Origin of the sequence: Pedobacter sp. AW31-3R, assembly GCF_052180285.1 — a bacterium.
Lineage (GTDB): Bacteria > Bacteroidota > Bacteroidia > Sphingobacteriales > Sphingobacteriaceae > Pedobacter.
The window spans coordinates 2,380,868-2,400,332 of record NZ_CP197475.1; the positions used below are offsets into that span (position 1 = coordinate 2,380,868).

The 19,465-nt window shown below is 43.0% G+C and carries 11 protein-coding genes; all 11 read left to right on the forward strand.

Annotated elements, in window-relative coordinates; all coding sequences use genetic code 11:
* Positions 1–3 precede the first annotated feature (3 nt).
* The 11 genes from ACSBL2_RS09750 (at position 4) to ACSBL2_RS09800 (ending at position 19,282) form a co-directional block, all read left to right on the forward strand.
* Positions 4–2,445: a Gldg family protein gene (locus tag ACSBL2_RS09750; protein ID WP_442591501.1), complete on the forward strand. Its 2,442-nt coding sequence runs from the start codon at positions 4–6 to the stop codon at positions 2,443–2,445.
* Positions 2,446–2,451: 6 nt separating this feature from the next.
* Complete coding sequence (locus ACSBL2_RS09755) at positions 2,452–3,780, forward strand: MutS-related protein (protein WP_442591502.1); 1,329 nt, start codon at positions 2,452–2,454, stop codon at positions 3,778–3,780.
* Positions 3,777–5,114 (forward strand): MutS-related protein, encoded by a 1,338-nt coding sequence (locus ACSBL2_RS09760; RefSeq protein ID WP_442591503.1) that lies wholly within the window; start codon positions 3,777–3,779, stop codon positions 5,112–5,114. The genes ACSBL2_RS09755 and ACSBL2_RS09760 overlap by 4 nt, the downstream gene beginning before the upstream one ends.
* Before the next feature lie 10 nt (positions 5,115–5,124).
* Entirely contained in the window at positions 5,125–7,977 is a 2,853-nt protein-coding gene (locus ACSBL2_RS09765) for a M16 family metallopeptidase (RefSeq protein WP_442591504.1), read from the forward strand.
* Between the two features lie 285 nt (positions 7,978–8,262).
* Positions 8,263–8,616 (forward strand): hypothetical protein, encoded by a 354-nt coding sequence (locus tag ACSBL2_RS09770; protein ID WP_442591505.1) that lies wholly within the window; start codon positions 8,263–8,265, stop codon positions 8,614–8,616.
* A 173-nt stretch (positions 8,617–8,789) separates the two neighbouring features.
* On the forward strand, positions 8,790–9,380 hold the full coding sequence (locus ACSBL2_RS09775; RefSeq protein ID WP_442591506.1) for an RNA polymerase sigma factor: 591 nt from the start codon (positions 8,790–8,792) through the stop codon (positions 9,378–9,380).
* 84 nt (positions 9,381–9,464) lie between these two features.
* Positions 9,465–10,586 (forward strand): FecR family protein, encoded by a 1,122-nt coding sequence (locus ACSBL2_RS09780; RefSeq protein ID WP_442591507.1) that lies wholly within the window; start codon positions 9,465–9,467, stop codon positions 10,584–10,586.
* 413 nt (positions 10,587–10,999) lie between these two features.
* Positions 11,000–14,485 (forward strand): SusC/RagA family TonB-linked outer membrane protein, encoded by a 3,486-nt coding sequence (locus tag ACSBL2_RS09785; protein ID WP_442591508.1) that lies wholly within the window; start codon positions 11,000–11,002, stop codon positions 14,483–14,485.
* 31 nt (positions 14,486–14,516) lie between these two features.
* Positions 14,517–15,959, forward strand: a complete 1,443-nt coding sequence (locus tag ACSBL2_RS09790; protein WP_442591509.1) for a RagB/SusD family nutrient uptake outer membrane protein — start codon at positions 14,517–14,519, stop codon at positions 15,957–15,959.
* Positions 15,960–16,065: 106 nt separating this feature from the next.
* The gene (locus ACSBL2_RS09795; protein ID WP_442591510.1) at positions 16,066–16,995 is read left to right on the forward strand and encodes an ABC transporter ATP-binding protein; all 930 of its coding nucleotides are present in this window, start codon (positions 16,066–16,068) and stop codon (positions 16,993–16,995) included.
* Between the two features lies 1 nt (position 16,996).
* Positions 16,997–19,282: a Gldg family protein gene (locus ACSBL2_RS09800; RefSeq protein WP_442591511.1), complete on the forward strand. Its 2,286-nt coding sequence runs from the start codon at positions 16,997–16,999 to the stop codon at positions 19,280–19,282.
* Positions 19,283–19,465: the final 183 nt, after the last annotated feature.

A 19,465-nucleotide genomic window follows, 5' to 3' on the forward strand; every position in this document is an offset into this window, starting at 1 on the left:
ATCATGAACACTTCAATAAAAATAGCGGGCGCCGAACTGCGTACGCTTTTTTACTCACCCATCGCCTGGTTCCTGACCATCATTTTTATTTTTCAGAGCGGCCTGTCATTTACCTCCATATTGGAGGAAAATTTTAAACTTCAAAGCCTTGGAGGTGGTTACGAGAATGGAATTGGTTATTTAACCATGAAACTGTTTGGAAGGACCGGACTTTTCGGTGAAGTTGCCAAGAAGGTTTACCTCTATCTTCCCCTTTTAACTATGGGGCTGATCAGTAGGGAAACGAGCAGTGGAACGATAAAGCTGCTTTATTCTTCTCCCATAAAAATCAGGGAGATTGTTACCGGTAAATTTTTAGCCATGATGGCCTATAATTTACTGCTCGTCATCATATTATCTTCTTATGTGGTTATTGGCAACACAATTATAGCGCATGCCAGCCTCACAACGATGTTATGTGGATTATTAGGTGTTTTCCTGATTTTTTGCACTTATGCAGCAATTGGTCTGTTTATGTCTTGTTTAACAAATTACCAGGTGATTGCTGCTTTGAGCACCTTAGTGGTTTTTGCAATTCTAAATTATATCGGCACTGTCTGGCAAAACTATGAGTTTGTAAGGAGTCTTACTTACTTCTTGTCCATTTCCTCACGGGCTGAACACATGTTTATTGGTTATATCAGCAGTAAGGATGTTGTTTACTTTTTGGCCATTATTGGAATGTTCTTAACTTTTGCTTACTTAAAAATGGAGGGGGAACGACAGCCGAAACCATTCCTGGTAAATGTCATGAGGTATGTGGTTACTTTCTGCGCAACGCTTTTTATCGGTTATCTGAGTACAATGCCTAGGTTTATTATTTCTTACGATGGTACTCCTATCAAATTGTTTACCCTGCATCCAAATGTTAAAAAATACATCGGGGAATTGGGCGATTATCCATTGGAGATTACAACTTATGTGAATTTGCTCGACAGGTTCGTCTGGATTGGCATACCCAGTCAGCGCAATAGGGATTTAGATAGATGGGAGCCCTATCTGAGGGCAAAAAATAACATTACCTTAAAATATGTCTATTATTATGATTATCCGGCGGATGAACAAAATGTAAGGGAATCCAACCAGGGCAAATCATTGAAGGAGATTGCTGAACATACCGCAAAAAACTTTGATATGGATCTGGCAGATTGTAAAAGCCCTGAAGAGATGCGTCAGATTATAGATTTGAGTGGGGAAGAAAACAGTTATGTTAGCGTGCTGAAATACCGCGGGAAATCTACAACATTGAGACTCTTTAATGATCTTGCGACTTTTCCAACAGAGACCGAAGTTGTTGCAGCATTGAAACGGTTAACGGTTCCAGTTCCAAAAATCGCTTTTGTGTCCGGGCAGCTGGAACGCGGCAGAAGTTCGAGGGCCTATCGCGACTACGGTGGTCTGACGAATGGCTTGCACATGAGAAACTCACTGATGAACCAGGGCTTTGATAGTGAAACCATCCTGTTGACTGGGCAGGAAATACCTGGAAATTTAACGGCTCTTGTTATTGCTGATCCCAAAACGGAATTTTCAATAGAGAACAGGCAAAAAATTCAGCGTTATATCGATGCTGGGGGGAATTTACTGATCTGCGGAGAGCCAGGAAAACAAGCGGTACTGAACCCGGTACTTGCCGGATTAGGCGTCCGGATTATGGATGGACAAATTGTGCAGGATGATAATCTTGCTAAAAAAACTGAGGTTGTACTTCCCGCACGTAGTGTGGCCGTATCTGGCCCTGGTGGTAAGATTGTGGGGCCACAAGGTCGTTCAAGTGGTCCTATCAGTATGGGATCTGCCAATCAGCAGGACGAAAATACAGTTCCCTACGAAGTTGTGCGCACAGGGGTTACTGCTGAAGCTGCACAAGAATCGAGGTTTTTTAGAAATGCCTACAACTCCAGGGTTCCTGTAACCATGACGGGCGTTGCTGCCCTGAATTATAAAGATACCAGCGGCTTTACGGTCAAAAAGATGCTGGTTTCTGACACCAGATTAAGCTGGATAAAAAAGAATAAGCTGGTGGCAGATTCCGCAGCGGTAGCATATTCCTCAGCTGACGGAGATGAACATGGTAGTTTCCCAACCGCGCTATTGTTGACCAGGAAGATCAATGGTAAACAACAACGGATTGTGGTTTCCGGTGATGCCGATTTTTTGAGCAATAAAGGTCTATTTGGAAATACATTTGGTGCACAGTCGAATGAGACTTTTGGCATTGGTATTTTTAGCTGGTTTGCCAATGGGGAATTTCCTGTCGATGCCGATCATCCCCCTATGCTGGATAAGAGGTTTGTGATGAATAACCTGCAGTTTAAAGCGATGAAGATATCCTATCTGGGGGTGTTGCCAGGTTTATTGCTGATTGCCGGTTCTATCTTTTTAATCAGACGTAAAAGGAAATAAGCTGATATGGAGTTCATCACAGATAAGCAGACGCTAGATGATCTGAATATTTTCAGTCCATCGGGCAGATCATCGGTTTATGGCATATTTAACCGGACATTCACCTCCGGCGGGGCAAGCATTATGGAGCAAATGTTTAGAAGTCCACTTGCCAGGGAGGAGGAGATCCGGAAACGGTCGTCAATCATTAGTCACTTCGTTCGCACAGATACTGCATTTCCTTTTGTAAATGAGAATTTTGCAGCTATAGAGGAATATTTAAATAACAGAGATGAAAGAACGCAACTAGCCGGGGAAGGACAAACGCTGTCAGGTAAGCTCAATGCGCTGATTGCTACAGACGGTAACTATAAAATGATACATCTTGGTCTGAAAGCAATAATGAGTACGGTAGTTTCCATGCGAAGATTTCTGCTGAATCCTGGAGAAACAGCTGAAACGGCATACAGTGCTTTACTTAATGGCATAGCAGGTTTATTGGCTACTGGTCCTTTTGCCAGTCTTCCCAGGGCGGATAAATATAAATTGTCTTACCAGGAATTAGCCGGCCTTGATGTGCTTTTACGATTCGAAAATCACCATCTGGTCAGGCAATTGCTTGACCAGATATACCATCTTGATGTATTCATTTCAGTCGCAAGGGTCGCAAAATCACGGTCATACACTTTTCCTTTGCTTACAGCTGAAGCTGAGCATCGTGTGCTTCTGGAAAATGTATATCATCCTGAACTGCAGAATGCTGTACCGAATTCGCTGCAGATCAATCCGGAGGGGAATTTAATTTTCTTAACCGGTGCCAACATGGCGGGTAAATCTACCTTTATGAAAACCCTGGGACTTGCAGTGTATCTGGCGCATATGGGATTTCCTGTACCGGCTGAAAGGATGGAATTTTCGGTGTTCGACGGGATATTTACGACGATTAATCTTTCGGATAACCTGAGTGCCGGAACGAGCCATTTTTATGCAGAGGTCCTTCGTGTAAAAACCATTGCGAAGGAACTTCAGGAGGGCAAAAAACTTTTTGTCATCATCGACGAGCTTTTCCGTGGTACCAATGTGAAGGATGCACATGAGGCTACCGTAGCGATTGCCACTGGTTTTGCTGCCATACCTGAATCAGTATTTGTCATCTCTACGCATATTGTAGAGGCAGCCCCGGTGTTGCAATCCGCGTGCCCAAATATCGTTTTCAAATATCTGCCCACAAAACTATTGGGCAACGTTCCACAGTATACTTATCAGCTGGAAAACGGAATCACAGATGACCGGCATGGGATGGTGATTATTCATAATGAGCAAATTTTGGAAATTCTTAAAAGGAGAAAATCATGAGCTTTTTTGCAGACCAACAAACCCTGGATGATTTAAACATTCAAGGGAAGTTTAAACAAGGTTCAATCTTTAACCTCTTTAACCGTGTAACAACTACGGGGGGAGAAAGACTTCTTCAGACCATGTTCAGGGCACCACTTGAAGAGGAAAACTTAATCAATGAACGGGTAGAAATATTCAACTACTTTTCAAAACAGTCGCTCAAATTGCCATTGGACCGGGAAGAATTTATGCTGTTAGAGAATTATCTCCGGACAAAAAATACAAATAACCTGTTATTTACTGGTTTGCAGACAGCAAAAAATCAACTGGTCAACTTCGCTGTTCAGGACGAAACATATCAGCTTGTTCTGTCGGGCATCCACTCCACTATTTCAATGATTAAGGCATTTAGGACCTTATTTAGTGAAATGCAGGTACCAGGAGAGCATCATCCATATGGTAAACATTACACGCTTTTGGGCGACAGTTTAAAATTCGTGGGAACACAGATCGGCAAAGTGGGACATACCTCCGGCGCATTATCCCTCCTGAAGGTCGCCCGGTATGATTACCTGTTCAGAAACAAACTGTACGATGCGCTTCAGATCCTACTTGAAATGGCTTACCATATGGATGTTTGCCTGGCCGTAAATGAGGTTGCTTTGGAGAAAAACCTGGTCTATCCAAGAGCTTTGCCTAAAGTTGACAATAGGCTTCATGTTCTTGATATGCGCCATCCTGCACTGGATCAGGCCAAAGCCAATGCCGTTTCATTCGGTCATCAGCATAACCTGATTTTTCTTACAGGAGCCAATATGGCGGGGAAATCAACCCTGATGAAGACATTGGGTGTTACGGTTTACCTGGCGCATATGGGATTTCCTGTAGCTGCGAAAAAAATGGTTTTTTCAGTGAAAGATGGAATATACACCTCAATTAATGTTCCGGATAGTTTAGGGAAAGGATTGAGCCATTTTTATGCCGAAGTCCTGCGGGTAAAAAAAGTTGCTGAAGCTGTTGACGGTGGTAAAGATTTGTATGTACTCTTTGATGAGCTTTTTAAGGGTACAAATGTCAAAGATGCCTATGATGCTACATTACAGGTTACCGCGGCTTTTTCAGTGCATAACAATTGCTTTTTCATTATTTCCACACACATCATTGAAGTGGGAGAGGCATTGGGTGAACAGTGTAAAAATATCCTTTTTGCTTATTTGCCCACGATCATGGACGGGCAAATCCCAAAGTATACCTATCAGTTAAAAGAGGGGATAACTGCCGACCGGCAAGGCATGACCATTATCCGGAATGAGGGTATTCTGGATATGTTAAAAATTAATTTACATCAATAAATAAATCATCATGAAAATCAAAATCTGCTGGAAAAATGTAATTCCAGTGCTGCTTGTTGGGCTAGGTACAGCACTTTCAACCCGGGCACAGCAACCTTTACCACAAAGTTCAGCCGGACAGGAGAATCTTCCACTTGATTCTGCCGTGAGAACTGGCAAATTGCCAAATGGGTTTACCTATTACATCAGGAAAAATCAAGAACCAAAAAACAAAGTGGTGATGTACCTGGTCAATAAGGTCGGCTCGATTCTTGAAAATGACGATCAGCAGGGGCTAGCCCATTTTTTAGAACACATGAGCTTCAATGGAACAGTTCATTACCCTGGAAAATCTATGGTAGACTTTTTGGAAAAGACAGGTGTGCGTTTTGGCGCCGACCTTAATGCTTATACCTCATTTGATGAAACTGTTTATCAACTTCCTTTTCCAATAGAAAACGCAGCAATGTTAAAAGATGGACTACAGGTGATGCGGGACTGGGCGCAGGAGGCTAGCCTTGATCCTATCGAAATTGACAAGGAAAGGGGAGTCGTTTTGGAAGAAAAGCGGCTTGGAGAAGGCACTAAGAAAAAGATTATGGACCTTGTTTTTCCAGTCATGACCAACGGTTCACGTTATGCCAGCCGTAGTCCCATTGGTACTGAAGAAGTCATTAAGAACTTTAAAGCGCATACACTTGAGGATTTTTATCGTACCTGGTACAGGCCAAACCTGCAGGCACTGATCGTTGTTGGAGATATCGATGTAAAACAGGTAGAAACAATGGTGAATACGATGTTTTCTGATTTGAAAAATCCGGTAAATGAAAAGGAAAGGTTAACTTATCCAATCGAGCTTAAGGGAAAAAATCAATTCACTGTTTTTACCGATAAGGAAGTTCCGGTAACGAGTATTCAGGTAAGTGTGAAACATTATCGGCAGGCATTCAGCACTTTCAATGATTACCGGGAAATGGTAATCAGGGCATTATTTAACCAGATGGCTGGCGCCCGGTTCGCATCGCTGGCAGAAAAGCATACGGAACTGTATTTAAATGCCGGAGTTGGAATCGCACCATTAATTGCTAATCTTGATAATTTCAGTGCTTCAGTTTCCACAAGACCTGGGCAGTTGGAAAAAGGCTTTAAGGCCTTTTGGACCGAAGTTATGGCGATCAGAAATGCTGGCTTCAGCACGGCAGAATTAGACAGGGCAAAAAAAAATTACCTCAGCGCCATGGAACGTGCAGTCAGTGAAAAGGACCATAAATCCTCCGCTGAATATGTTCAGGAATATACCCGTCATTTTACGGTCGGAGAATCAAGTCCGGGAATTGCGATGGAGTACAAACTGACAAAGGAATTCCTTGCACAGATCAGCCTTGCAACAATTACTGAGCTGGCTAAACGTACCATTGCCAATATCAACCGGGATGTGCTTATTATTGCGCCGGAGAATGAAAAAGCTAATTTACCCGGTGAGGAAAGATTTGCCTCCTGGTTCAAAACCATTGAAAATACACAGTCATTAACATTTGAGGATGAAGACCAGACTGCACCAGCTTTACTGGCGGATGTACCAAAGCCTGGTACCATCGTATCTCAGAAGAAGATAGCATCGTTGGGGGTCACTGAACTGACATTGAATAATGGAGTACGGGTTATCCTGAAACCAACCAAATTTAAAAAGGATGAGATTACGTTTTCAGCCTTTAGTGAGGGGGGAACATCTCTATATGCAAATGCTGATATTCCCTCTGCAGCGAGTGCCGCAGGTATCATCGCTGCAAGCGGTATAAGAGAACTGTCTCCTGTGCAATTGAAAAATACCCTCAATGGGAAGCAGGTAAGCGTTTCGCCATTTATTGGCGAAATGACAGAAGGTCTTTCCGGTGCAGCAAACAATGCTGATTTTGAAACGGCCATGCAGATGGTCTATCTTTATTTTACCCATCCAAGGGCTGATACAGCAATATTTAAAAATAGTATGAGCCGGAACAGGGCCGCATTCATTAACCTTGTAAAATCACCCGAAGAAGAATTCGCAGACACGATCAATGCAGTCGTAACCAATGGTCACAGCAGGCGGACAGGGCCAAGCCTGGAAAAACTGGAACAAATAGATCTTTATAGGGCATTGGAAATTTACAGGGAACGCTTTGCTGATGCCTCAGACTTTACTTTTATCCTCACCGGAAGTTTTGAGCCTGATCAGATACAGCCAGTATTATTAAAATACATTGGAGGTTTGCCTGCCATTTGGAGAAAAGAAAAATCAAAGGACCTCGGTGTAGGGATGCGAAAGGGAAAACTTGAAAAAACAATTCGTAGTGGTACAGCAGAAAAAGCTACGGTAAAATTGATGATAAGTGGAGATTATGTAGTTAATGATGAAAATAACCTTCAGCTACATGCGCTCAAAGCCATTCTCGGTTTCCGGTTAATTGAGCGTTTGAGAGAACAGGAGGGCGGTGTTTATTCTCCATCGGTTGGCCTCGAAATCACCAGGAAGCCCATACCCTATTATGCTTTTACCATCAATTTTGGATGTGCGCCTGAAAATGTAGACAAGTTGATTACGGCTACAAGAGAGGAAATTCATAAACTTCAGAAAGAAGGTGTATCAGCCGATGATATTCAAAAATATGTTGCAGAAGAAAAGGTCTCGATGGAAGCTGCTCTGCAGACCAATGCATTTTGGGGAAGTTATTTAAATGCGAAATATCAAAATCAGGAAGACCCTGAAAGCATACTGGATTACAAAGAAAACCTGAACCAGTTAAGCAGTAGGGTATTGCAAAAAGCGGCAGTTAAATACTTTAATCAACGAAATTTCTTGCGTTTTGTACTACTTCCCGTTCAATCAACAAGTGCTAAAAAATAATTCCCTGATGAAACTACCATAAACATTAATGCTTACACCAATCAATGAACAGCTTCATCAGCTTTAAACTGAGCCTTGGCGGGCTCATGAACACAAATCATATTGAACACTTTGAGTAAACCGCCGAAGGCAACTTGAAGGCCAAGAAGTAATAACCGGGCTTTACCTGGTTCTTGAAATCAATACATAAACTAAAAAATAACTCCTTAAAAAACAACTAGAAGAAAATGAAACCATCATAAGCTTATGATAGCTTCATCACCTTTAAAAAACAATTATATTTTTATGAAAAAACTATTTATATCATTCGTACTGCTCTTCATCACAGGTGTTTATGCAAATGCGCAATCCTCTCCTGCCAATATGCCGACAGCTAAGGAAATGGCCATAAGAACAAGTGGCGAACTTTCCAGCAAACTTAAGCTGAACGCGGCGCAGAAAACAAAAGTGACGGCTATCTTAACAGATTATAATGAAAAGATGTATAAATACTATACCATGAGTAAGAATAACCAGCAGGTCAGTCCTGCCATTTACAAGCAGCTCAATAGTGATACGGAAGTAAAAATTAATGCAGTGCTCAATGCCGCACAAAGAAAAGAACTCGCAAAATTAAAAGGGGGAAAAGAAAAACAATAGTCCAGGGCAAGTTAAAGTAAATCAGTACCGTAGAATGTTACTGATCAGAGTCAAACAACCATAAATCACGGATACTTTATCCGTGATTTTAAAAGATAGCCGATGATAGATGGAATGGTTATTCTGACCAGGAATTTATCAATTGGGCTATCTTTTATTATATTCGTCGTGTGATGATCATTTACAGTGTACTTTCCGACGATGAACTTGTTTTCTTGCTGAAAGAATCGGATCATGTTGCTTACACTGAAATCTATAAAAGGTACTGGGCTTTACTTTACCGTAATGCCTTGAAGATGCTGCACGATGAGGAAGAGGCCACTGACATTGTTCAGGAGATATTTGCCCGTCTGTGGGAAAAGGCAGATCAGTTCCAGTTAACCACCTCCCTGTCTTCTTATCTTTATACTGCGGTAAGGAATACGATCATTACGCTAATTAATAGAAACAAGCTTAAAAACTATTATCATGCTTCTCTGGCAGATTTCGTAAATAAAGGCGAGTATATTACCGATAATACGATTTTAGAAAGAGAACTTGCCCTTAAAATTGAGAAGGAAATCGCAGCCTTGCCAGAGAAAATGCGATTGGTTTTTGAACTCAGTCGTAAATCGAATCTTTCCCATGCAGAAATTGCCCAAAAACTTGGCATATCTGAAGGTACGGTTAAAAAGCAGATTCATAATGCCATTAAAATTCTGCGTATCAAGATGGGACTGGCATCGCGGATGAATCTCTTGTTCTTTTTTAAGGGTTTCTTTTAATTTTTACTGTTTTTTTGTTTTTTATCTACCACTTTGTTTGCAGTTCTTAGTCATATCTATAGAAGGCCTTAAAAAATCTTCATTATGGATCAGAACGGAGCAAAAGAATTGCTGGATAAATATATAAATGGAGCATGTACAGCAACGGAAAAGAGGTTGGTGGAAACATGGTTTCTGGAAGAATTGGAGCTGGCCAAAGCTGATTTTCCAGATCTTGATTATGAAGTAAAAGAGAAGCAGATTTATGCCAGATTGCCACAGGCAAAACCAAAAGCAAGTCCTGTGTTGTGGCCAGGGATTGCTGCGGCAGCAGCTATCCTTTTAGTGATCGGATTCGGTATTCAGTTTCTGGACAATAAAAAGGAAAGAAATAGTACGCAATCTTCTTATGCGCATGATTTTTCACCTGGTGGAAACAAAGCTATATTGACGCTGGCTAGCGGAAAGCAGATTGTGCTGGATGATGTTAAAAATGGCCGGCTGGCCGATGAAAGTAATTCGGTCATCAGAAAAACGAAAGAAGGACAAATTGTATATGATTTAAGGGAGGCTGCCCATTCGCCTGCTGATAGTCTTGCTTTCAATACGATTGCTACTCCACGCGGAGGGCAGTACCAGGTGATTCTGCCCGATGGTTCCCATGTATGGCTTAACGCCGCATCTTCTATCAAATTCCCGGTTTCTTTCTTGGGCAAAACCAGAAATGTTGAACTCCGTGGTGAGGCGTATTTTGAAGTGGCAAAAAATAAGGAAAAGCCGTTTAAGGTTTTCTCCGGAACACAGGTGGTGGAAGTTTTGGGCACACATTTTAATATGAATACCTACACTGACGAACCGGTGAATAAAACAACTCTGCTGGAAGGGCTTATCAGGATAAACCAAGGGAAGTCTGCCGGTCTGCTTCAACCTGGAGAGCAGGCGCAAATTTCTGCCCAAAGGCCTTTAAGGATTGTTGCGGCGGATACTGAAGAGGCTGTTGCCTGGAAAAATGGCATATTCAGTTTTAAAAGAGCAGATATCCCAACGGTAATGCGTCAGCTGTCACGCTGGTACGATTTTGAGCTGAAGTATGAGAATGGTTATCCTGATGTGCATTTTACGGGTGAGATTGACCGGAAGATCAAGGCGTCTCAAGCCCTGGATATGCTGAATTACCTGAACATCCGGTTTGAAATAAAAGGTAAACAAGTCATTGTTAAAAATTGATACGTGGAAGAAGTATCAGAGGAAATTAATTGAGATCAGTAAGTTCAATCTCAGCATCATTGGCCGGCAACACCCAAACAATAATCAACTAAAATTATCAATCAACTCAACCCCAAAACCACACATTATGCAGAAAAAATTACGAAAGCAGCATTAATCAGCACAGGGTCGTTTCAAAAAGCCGCAGAAGTACTGGAATACTTCTACGGCAAATATTTGAGTTAACCCTCTCCCGCAAGCGGGAAAAACAATTGGACATTGACGATTACGTATTAACCCAAAATCTTTTAAAAGTAATGAAATTTAGTCAAATTACTATAGCCACCGCTTTGGCCTGGCTTCCTCCTAAATTGATAAACAGGAGAACACTTATGCGGATAAACCTGACAACTCTTCTACTTATTATTGCACTCATGCAGGCTAGTGCAGCTGGTTACAGCCAGATTACGCTGAATCTGAAGCAAGCTTCCCTGGAAAAAGTGGTCACATCCTTAAAGAAACAATCCGGATTGATGTTTTTATACAATGACGATGAGCTGCAGGATATCAGGATTAGTGTACAACTGAAGAATGTGCCGCTTGACCAGGCATTGGCTACCTGTTTTAAAGACCTGCCGGTTACTTATAAGCTGGTAGACAATACCGTACTGATCAAAAAAAAGGAGCTGTCTTTAATGGATAAAGTAAAGACGTATTTAAATATTCCGGTGGATATAGCAGGCATGGTGACCGACTCGCTCGGTAATCCCCTGGCGGGGACAATCATTAAGGTTAGAGGTTCTGCGACACAGGTGCTTACCGGTGCAGATGGGAAGTTTTATCTGGATAACTTTCAGGATGGAACGGTGATTACCGTTTCCTATATTGGGTATGCCACCCAGACTTTAACAGTAGGGAAGGAATTTGTGACGGTGGTGATGAAGCCTGCCGTTGCTGCTTTAAAAGAGGTAACGGTATTGAGTACGGGGTATCAGGTATTATCAAAAGAAAGAGCCACCGGTTCCTTTTCGAAACCTGACCTGGAGATCTATAAAAACCGTACAGGAACCATGGATATTATCGGGAGACTGGAAGGATTGGTGGCTGGCCTTAGCATTACCAGTTCTAATAATGCAGAGGGGGAGACCTCTAAGAATCCCATTATCAGGGGTAACAGTAGTGTAGAGCTGACTTCTTCACCCTTATATGTGGTGAATGGCGTGATTGTAACCAGTATCAACGACCTTAATCCAAATGATATAGCTGATATTACTGTACTGAAAGATGCAGCTGCGGCGGCAATCTGGGGCGCACGTGCTGCAAACGGAGTGATTGTGATCACGACGCTTTCCGGTACCACAAATCAAAAGATAAATGTAAACTATTCTGGTTTTGTTAATTTTGGAGGAAAACCGGATTTTGGTTATAACAGGCTACTGAACAGTAAGCAGTATATTGAGGCAGCAAGGGAGACCTTCAGTCCGCAACTGAACCAGTGGGATTTCCTGTCCAATTCTGTCATTACTCCCCATGAGGTGATTTTGTATAATGAATACCGCGGATTGATCTCTAATGCCCAGGCCAATGCGAGTTTAGATAGCCTGTCTAATATCAATAATACCAGTCAGGTTAAAGACCTGCTGTATGCGAATGCACTCACGACAAATCAGACTTTTTCAGTATCCGGGGGTAGCAAGGCCTATTCTTTTTATGGATCCATGTCTTACACGGGAACCCATTCCAACCATCCGGGGCAGAAAAGCAATGCTTACGGACTGAATTTCACACAAGATATCAATCCTGCGAAATACTTGCGCATCTCCCTGAATACAGCTTTGAAAACAACCCAGTCGAATGCGCAAAGGAATATCAATATCCAGGATAAATTTTTGCCCTACCAGTTGTTCCGTGATGAAGAGGGGAACAATATTTCCATGCCGTATGTACAGGGCTGGTCGGATGAAACCCGTGCAGGTTACCAGGCGAGAAGCCGAATCAATCTGGATTATAATCCACTGGATGAACTGAATTATGGATATACCAAAAGCAATAACCTGGCGGTAAACCTCACCGGGAATGCATGGCTGAAATTACTGCCAGGTTTAAGTTTCCATGGAACTTACGGCTACAGTAAATCGCCCACAACCGGCAAATCCTATGATGATCACCAATCTTACCGCCTGCGCAGAGAGTTGCTGGGGCTTACTGAAGCTTCTTCCACTAGCGTAGACCCTGTGTATTACCTACCGACTACCGGCGGAACGTATTCCTTAGCACAGACTGAGCAGCGCAATTATACGCTTAGAAACCAACTGGAGTACATGTTTAGTGGTAGAAATGGAAATGACCAGCTTAATGTTCAGGTAGGACAGGAGGCGAATGAGCAATATGCGAGCTTTACTAACAACCGCTTGTATGGGTACAATGAGGGATTGGGGACTTATACCCAAATTAATTATGCGGCGATAAGTACGATTACTGATCCGGTAGATCCAGAGGGAGGTTATTTTGGAGGCGGAAACCCATATACAGAATCGGAAACCAAGTCGCGCGCCACTGCTTATTTTGCTTTGGGAAGTTATACATTTAACCGTAAATACAGTCTGGATGCCAGCTGGAGAATAGATCACAGTAGTTTAATCGGTCAGGATAAGTCGGCACAAAACAGGCCGATCTGGAGTATTGGCGGAAAATGGCTGGCAGCCAGAGAAGGATTTATGAAGAATGTGAGCTGGGTGAATGACCTTGCACTACGTGCGACTTACGGGATTACCGGTAACTCGCCTCTATCCGGTGCTTCTTCCTCTTATGATATCTTAACTGTTCAGCAAGACAGCTTTGGTGCAACTTATATTGGTGGGAATGCCTTGATGCTCAGTACACCTGCAAACCGGAAACTCAGTTGGGAAAGCACAGAGACCCTCAACATCGGTATTGATTTCGGTGTTTTGAATAGAATTAGCGGAAGTATAGATCTATACCGCAAGAAAACGACAGACCTGTTGGGTCAGCTGACCGCTAACCCCTTGACTGGCTATTCCTCTTATTTAAGTAACATCGGCAATCTGAATAACAAAGGTATTGAGCTGGATATCCGCAGCCAGAATATCATTGGCAGGGACTTCAGCTGGAGCACCGGATTTATATTTGCCTACAATAAAAATAAGCTGGTCAGTTATATTGCACCTACAGCTTACCAAAACACCGGTTTTGGCCGATTGTATAGCAGCAATATAGAAGGTTATCCTATCAATGCCGTTTTTGCATATCGTTACGCCGGACTTGATCATTTGGGAGATCCACAAATTCGTCTTGCAGATGGAACCGTAACTAAGGAACAGTCCGTAGCTACTGCGGCAGATTTAGTTTATATGGGCTCGAGGACCCCTAAGTTCAGCGGGGGATTGACAAATTCTTTCAGGTATAAAAGCTTCGGTTTATCTGTCAATATGGTATACAACCTTGGTGGGGTGATGAACAAAGAGGTGAATACTTTCTATACCGGCAGACTGACCTTACAAAATAGGGGATCATTCATCGGTAATGTTCCGGCATTGTTTGCCGATCGCTGGAAGGTAGCTGGCGATGAGGCATTTACTACCATCCCATCTTATGTAGCCGACAGTGAAGAAAGCGATAGCCGCAGGGATGTGGATTATTATCAGCATGCAGACATCAATGTGGTGAGTTCTTCTTATGCTAAAATACGTGATTTCACCTTGTCCTATACTTTATCGCCAAGGTTGCTGAGGAAGTTAAAAACACAGGCCATCAGCTTTAATGCACAAGCCACGAATTTTATGTTATGGACAGCGAATAAAGACGGGCTCGATCCTGAAAATCAGGATCTGTCCAGTGGCACTCGCTACCTGCCTGCAACTAAACACACCTTCAGCTTAGGTGTAAACGTAACTTTTTAACATTTTAAACTGAGACAAAATGTATCATTCCATGAGATTAAAAGCCTTATATATTTTCCTTTTCACCTTACTGGTTTCCTGTAAAAAAGAATTCCTGGAGTTTGTGCCCAAAGGCAGGCTCATCGCAACTACTGCTGAGGAATACCAGCTGCTGATGAACAACAATACTTTTTATAATTATAACATCACTTCGGGCTGGCATATGCCCATGCTAATGGGGGATGAGCTGGCTGCTGAGGGCCGTTATTTCAACTCAACCGGGGCAACGACAAGAAGGGCATTCCGGTGGGAGCCGGTTATTTTTGATCCTACAGCAAACGATTCCCAGCTTACTTCTTTCCTGTCTAATATCTACGTGTGTAACTCCATTATCAATCAAGTGATGGAGGTGGAAGGAACTGAGGCGCAAAAGAAATCAGTACAGGCACAGGCCAAGGCGACCAGGGCCTGGATTTATTTCCAGCTGATTAACTTTTACGGTAAACCTTACCTTGCCTCCAGTGCCGGACAGGATCCGGGATTCCCGATCATTACCGAGGGAGATATCAACCAGAATTCTTTCGACAGAACAAGTGTTCAGGCCGTCTATGATTTTATCATTAAAGACCTGACGGATGCGATTGCTAACCTGCCTGTGGACAATGGCATACGCACACGGATGTCAAAACCTGCGGCAGAAGGAATACTTGGTAAAGTTTATCTTTTCATGGGGCGCAACAGTGATGCATTGGTGCAGTTGAACGCGGCCATGAATGATATAGCAGGTTTATCAAATGGTCCCCGTTTATATGACTACAATAAAGAGTTAGGCACTGGGGGCTCTTTTATGCCCATAGGCACTACTGGTCCGGCGGGACCCTTGACCAATACCAATGACTATACGGAATCGGTGGTGTTTAAGACCTTCCCCAATTTTAACAGTGGCTCTTACGGAAATATAGGGATGGTGATCAGGCCGGAAGTAGCAGAATTGTTTAATGCATCAGATCTGCGCTTGAAATTTTATACCCCCAATAATCCGAATGGCACACCAAATACGGGCGGCAGGTTACGCAAATATGTAAGGTACACAAGGTTCGGATTGGAACTGGCAGATCTGTATATGCTGAACGCTGAATGTAAAGCCAGGTTAAATGACCTTACTGGCGCGACAGCTACGCTGGAAACTTTCCGTAAAAACAGGATGCCGGTAGCGGCTGCGGTGGTACCGGCTGAAATTTCCGGTAACCAATCGGCCCTGATTAAATTTATCATCGAGGAAAGGATCAGGGAATATGCGGAGGAAGGTTACCGGTGGTTTGATATGCGCAGGCTTTCAGTGGATCCTTTATTTGCCGGACAGGTCTTTACCCATACCATTTATGCGATTGATAACACAGAAACTGTGGTGACGATGGATCAGCCTAACCGTTTGGTGATGCGGATTCCCCAGACCATTATCAGTGCCAACGCGAATATGCAAAACAACCCTTAAAAGGCTTTCTGATTAACGCTTTATTCATTTTCCCCCGGAATTTTCTCCGGGGGGTAGATGGGTATGTCTCCTGGAATTCAGAAAAAAATAAATACAACCATACACAATGAACAAAACTATAGTACAGATTGAACACCTCTCGCACCGTTACAGTAAAGACTGGGCGATACGGGATATCAATTTTGAAATTGATGAAGTTGGAGTTTTAGGACTGTTAGGGTCTAACGGTGCGGGTAAATCAACCACCATGAATATTCTTTGCGGCGTACTCAACCAAACGGAGGGAAGAGTAATCATTGATGGGATCGACCTGCGTGACAAGCCGGAAGAAGCAAAAAGAAAACTTGGCTTCCTGCCTCAGAATGCACCTTTGTATTACGATTTTACGGTTGATGAATACCTAAATTACTGTGCTTTTATACGTGATATTGCATCCTCAAAAATTAAGTCGGCCGTAGCAGAGGCCAAAGAAAAATGTGGGATCAGCCATTTCAGCGGTCGACTGATCCAGAATCTTTCCGGTGGTTACCGCCAGCGTGTGGGGATTGCCCAGGCGATTATCCACAAGCCCAAACTGGTAGTCCTCGATGAACCCACCAATGGTCTGGATCCCAATCAGATCCTGGAAGTGCGCAAGCTGATCAAAGAAATTGCGGAAGAGCGGGCCGTTATCTTTTCTACCCATATTCTTTCCGAAGTACAGGCTACCTGTAAAAAGATCAGGATGATAGAGGGCGGACAAATGGTGTTTGCGGATACGATTGATGCATTTAACAATTATATAGCACCGAATTCGATGTTGCTGAATATGGAAACACCACCGGCAGCAGCGGTCCTGGCGGAGATACCCGGGGTAACTGCGGTTGATTTTATAGACGGCCAGAACATCAGGATAAGGTTCGTTGCCGGCCATTTGGTAAACAGACAGCTTATCGATATGAGCGTGAAACACGCCTGGAACCTCAATGAGATCACGCTGGAAAAAAGTTCGCTCGATGCCATATTCGCTAAATTATCAGGTAAAATAACATCATAACATGAAGAAGATCATAAAAATAGCTGCTACGGAATTAAAGAGTCTCTTTTACTCTCCGATAGCCTGGCTCATCCTCACCATATTTACAGTACAAACCGGTATTTCTTTTTTCGACGTACTGGAAGGATTTGCCAAAAACATGGGGCTTGGCCAACAGATTGCGCGGCTGACTTCAGAGGTGTTCGAGGGCAGGGAAGGGTTTCTGCTGCCGCTGCAATCCAATCTCTACCTTTACCTGCCTTTGCTGACTATGGGATTAATGAGCAGGGAGACCAGCAGTGGATCCATTAAGTTGCTGCTTTCTTCTCCTTTAAAGATCAGGGAAATCATATTGGGTAAATACCTGGCCATGATGATTTATGGATTGCTTCTGATTGCTGTGCTGGTGATGTTTTCCATTATTGCCGCTTTCTCCATTAAATCAATCGATTATGCTTTGGTGTTTTCAGGTTTATTAGGGCTGTACCTGTTGATTTGTACGTATGCCGCAATTGGTTTATTTCTATCCTGCCTCACCTCTTATCAGGTAGTAGCGGCAATCAGCACGCTGGTTGTATTCGCCACCCTGAGATATATTGGCACTGTATGGCAGCAAGTTGATTTTGTAAGGGATCTTACCTATGCACTTTCTATCTCAGGGAGAACAGACGATATGATCATCGGACTGATCAGCAGTAAAGATGTAATCTATTTTTTTACCATCATTATACTTTTTCTTGGTTTCAGCATTTTGCGCTTACAGGCAGACCGGGAGTCAAGGAACTGGATCAGGACAGGTAGCAAATACGTCATGCTGATTTGTGCGGTATTGCTGGTGGGTTATGTTTCCTCCAGGCCGAAACTCATCTTTTATAAAGATATGACCCATACTAAAGTGCGCACCCTCACGGAAAAAAGTCAGCAGGTAGCAGAGCAATTAAAAGGCGACCTGACGGTAACGACTTACGTCAACCTGCTCAATCAGGGGATGTATTATGGCTTGCCTTTAATGCGCAACACAGACATCGCCGCGCTTGCGCAATACCAGCGTTTTATTCCGGGGATGAATATGAAATACGTATATTATTACGACCAGAGTTCAAATCCGGGCATGTCTACCAGATTTCTTGAGCATGCGAAAAGCCTGGATGATGGGGCAAAAAAATACGCTAAATCTATTGATATCGACTTTGGTCTTTTTATTCCGCCTGCTGAAGTAAAGAAAATGGCAGACCTGAGCGGGGAGGACAATGAACTGGTCAGGCAGATTGAATACAAGGGTAAAAAGACCTTTTTGCGCTTTTTTAATGACATGCTCATTTACGCTTCTGAGGCAGAGGTTACCGCTGCATTGAAGCGACTGCTGGTCGATGCACCAAAAATTGCTTTTGTAACCGGTAACAATGAGCGGAATGCCTTTAAGATAGGCGACCGTGATTATGGATCTTCCCTAACGGCCAGGAAAAACAGGAATTCACTGCTGAACAATGGATTTGATGTCATCAATGTAAATCTCGATACCGCCTCAGTTCCAGCAGATATTTGTGTATTGGTTCTTGCAGATCCAACGGAAGCTTTATCACCGGTTGCACAGGAAAAAGTGAAGGCATGGCTAAATGCTGGTGGCAATATGATGATTGCCGCTGAGCCTGGTAAACAAAAATTGATCAATCCGCTGCTCGCTCAGTTGGGCGTAAGCCTAAAGGAGGGGACACTGGTTAATAAAACCAAAGAATACGCACCTGATTTATTAAATGGGGGTATTTCCGCCCAGGCGGCAGCTGTTGACAGCAGTCTGCTCAAATGGAATGCGTATGGAATTGTGCTGACTATGCCCACAGCTGCAGCTTTAACTATTGATAAAAAACCGGGTATTACGGTCGATTCTATTGTAGTCAGCGCTAACGACGCCTGGATCAGGCAGGGGCAGATTGACAATGCTGCCGAGATTAATTTTGACCCTAAAATAGGGGACGTAAAAGCTCAGTTTCCCGTGGTGGTGTCGCTGCGCAGAAAGATTAATGATAAAGAACAGCGGATCATCATTAGTGGGGATGCAGATTTTATGAGCAATGGAGAACTGGCGAAACGTTCCGGTACCGGTAATCTGGGGATGGTAAGCAAGCTATTCAAATGGTTCAGTAATGGTGTTTTTCCAATTGATGTCAGCAGGCCCGTTGCGCCGGATAACGAAATTTTGCTCAGCCGTGACCAACTGTTTACCCTGAGAATTATCTTCCTGTGGATAATGCCAGGGCTATTGATGCTCGGTGGAACACTTTTTCTGCTGCTTCGGAAAAGGAAGTAAACAAATTTACAGTTCTATAAATAATTTCCTGAATACCCTTGCATAGTGGTACCTGCCTATATCGCCGGAGTATCACTGTGCAATATTCCCTTTGATGGAGGCACCTATAGCCATCCATCAAAGGGATAGTCATTTTGCGAAATTATCGCTTCTCATTTTATATGTATGAATTATTATTCTATT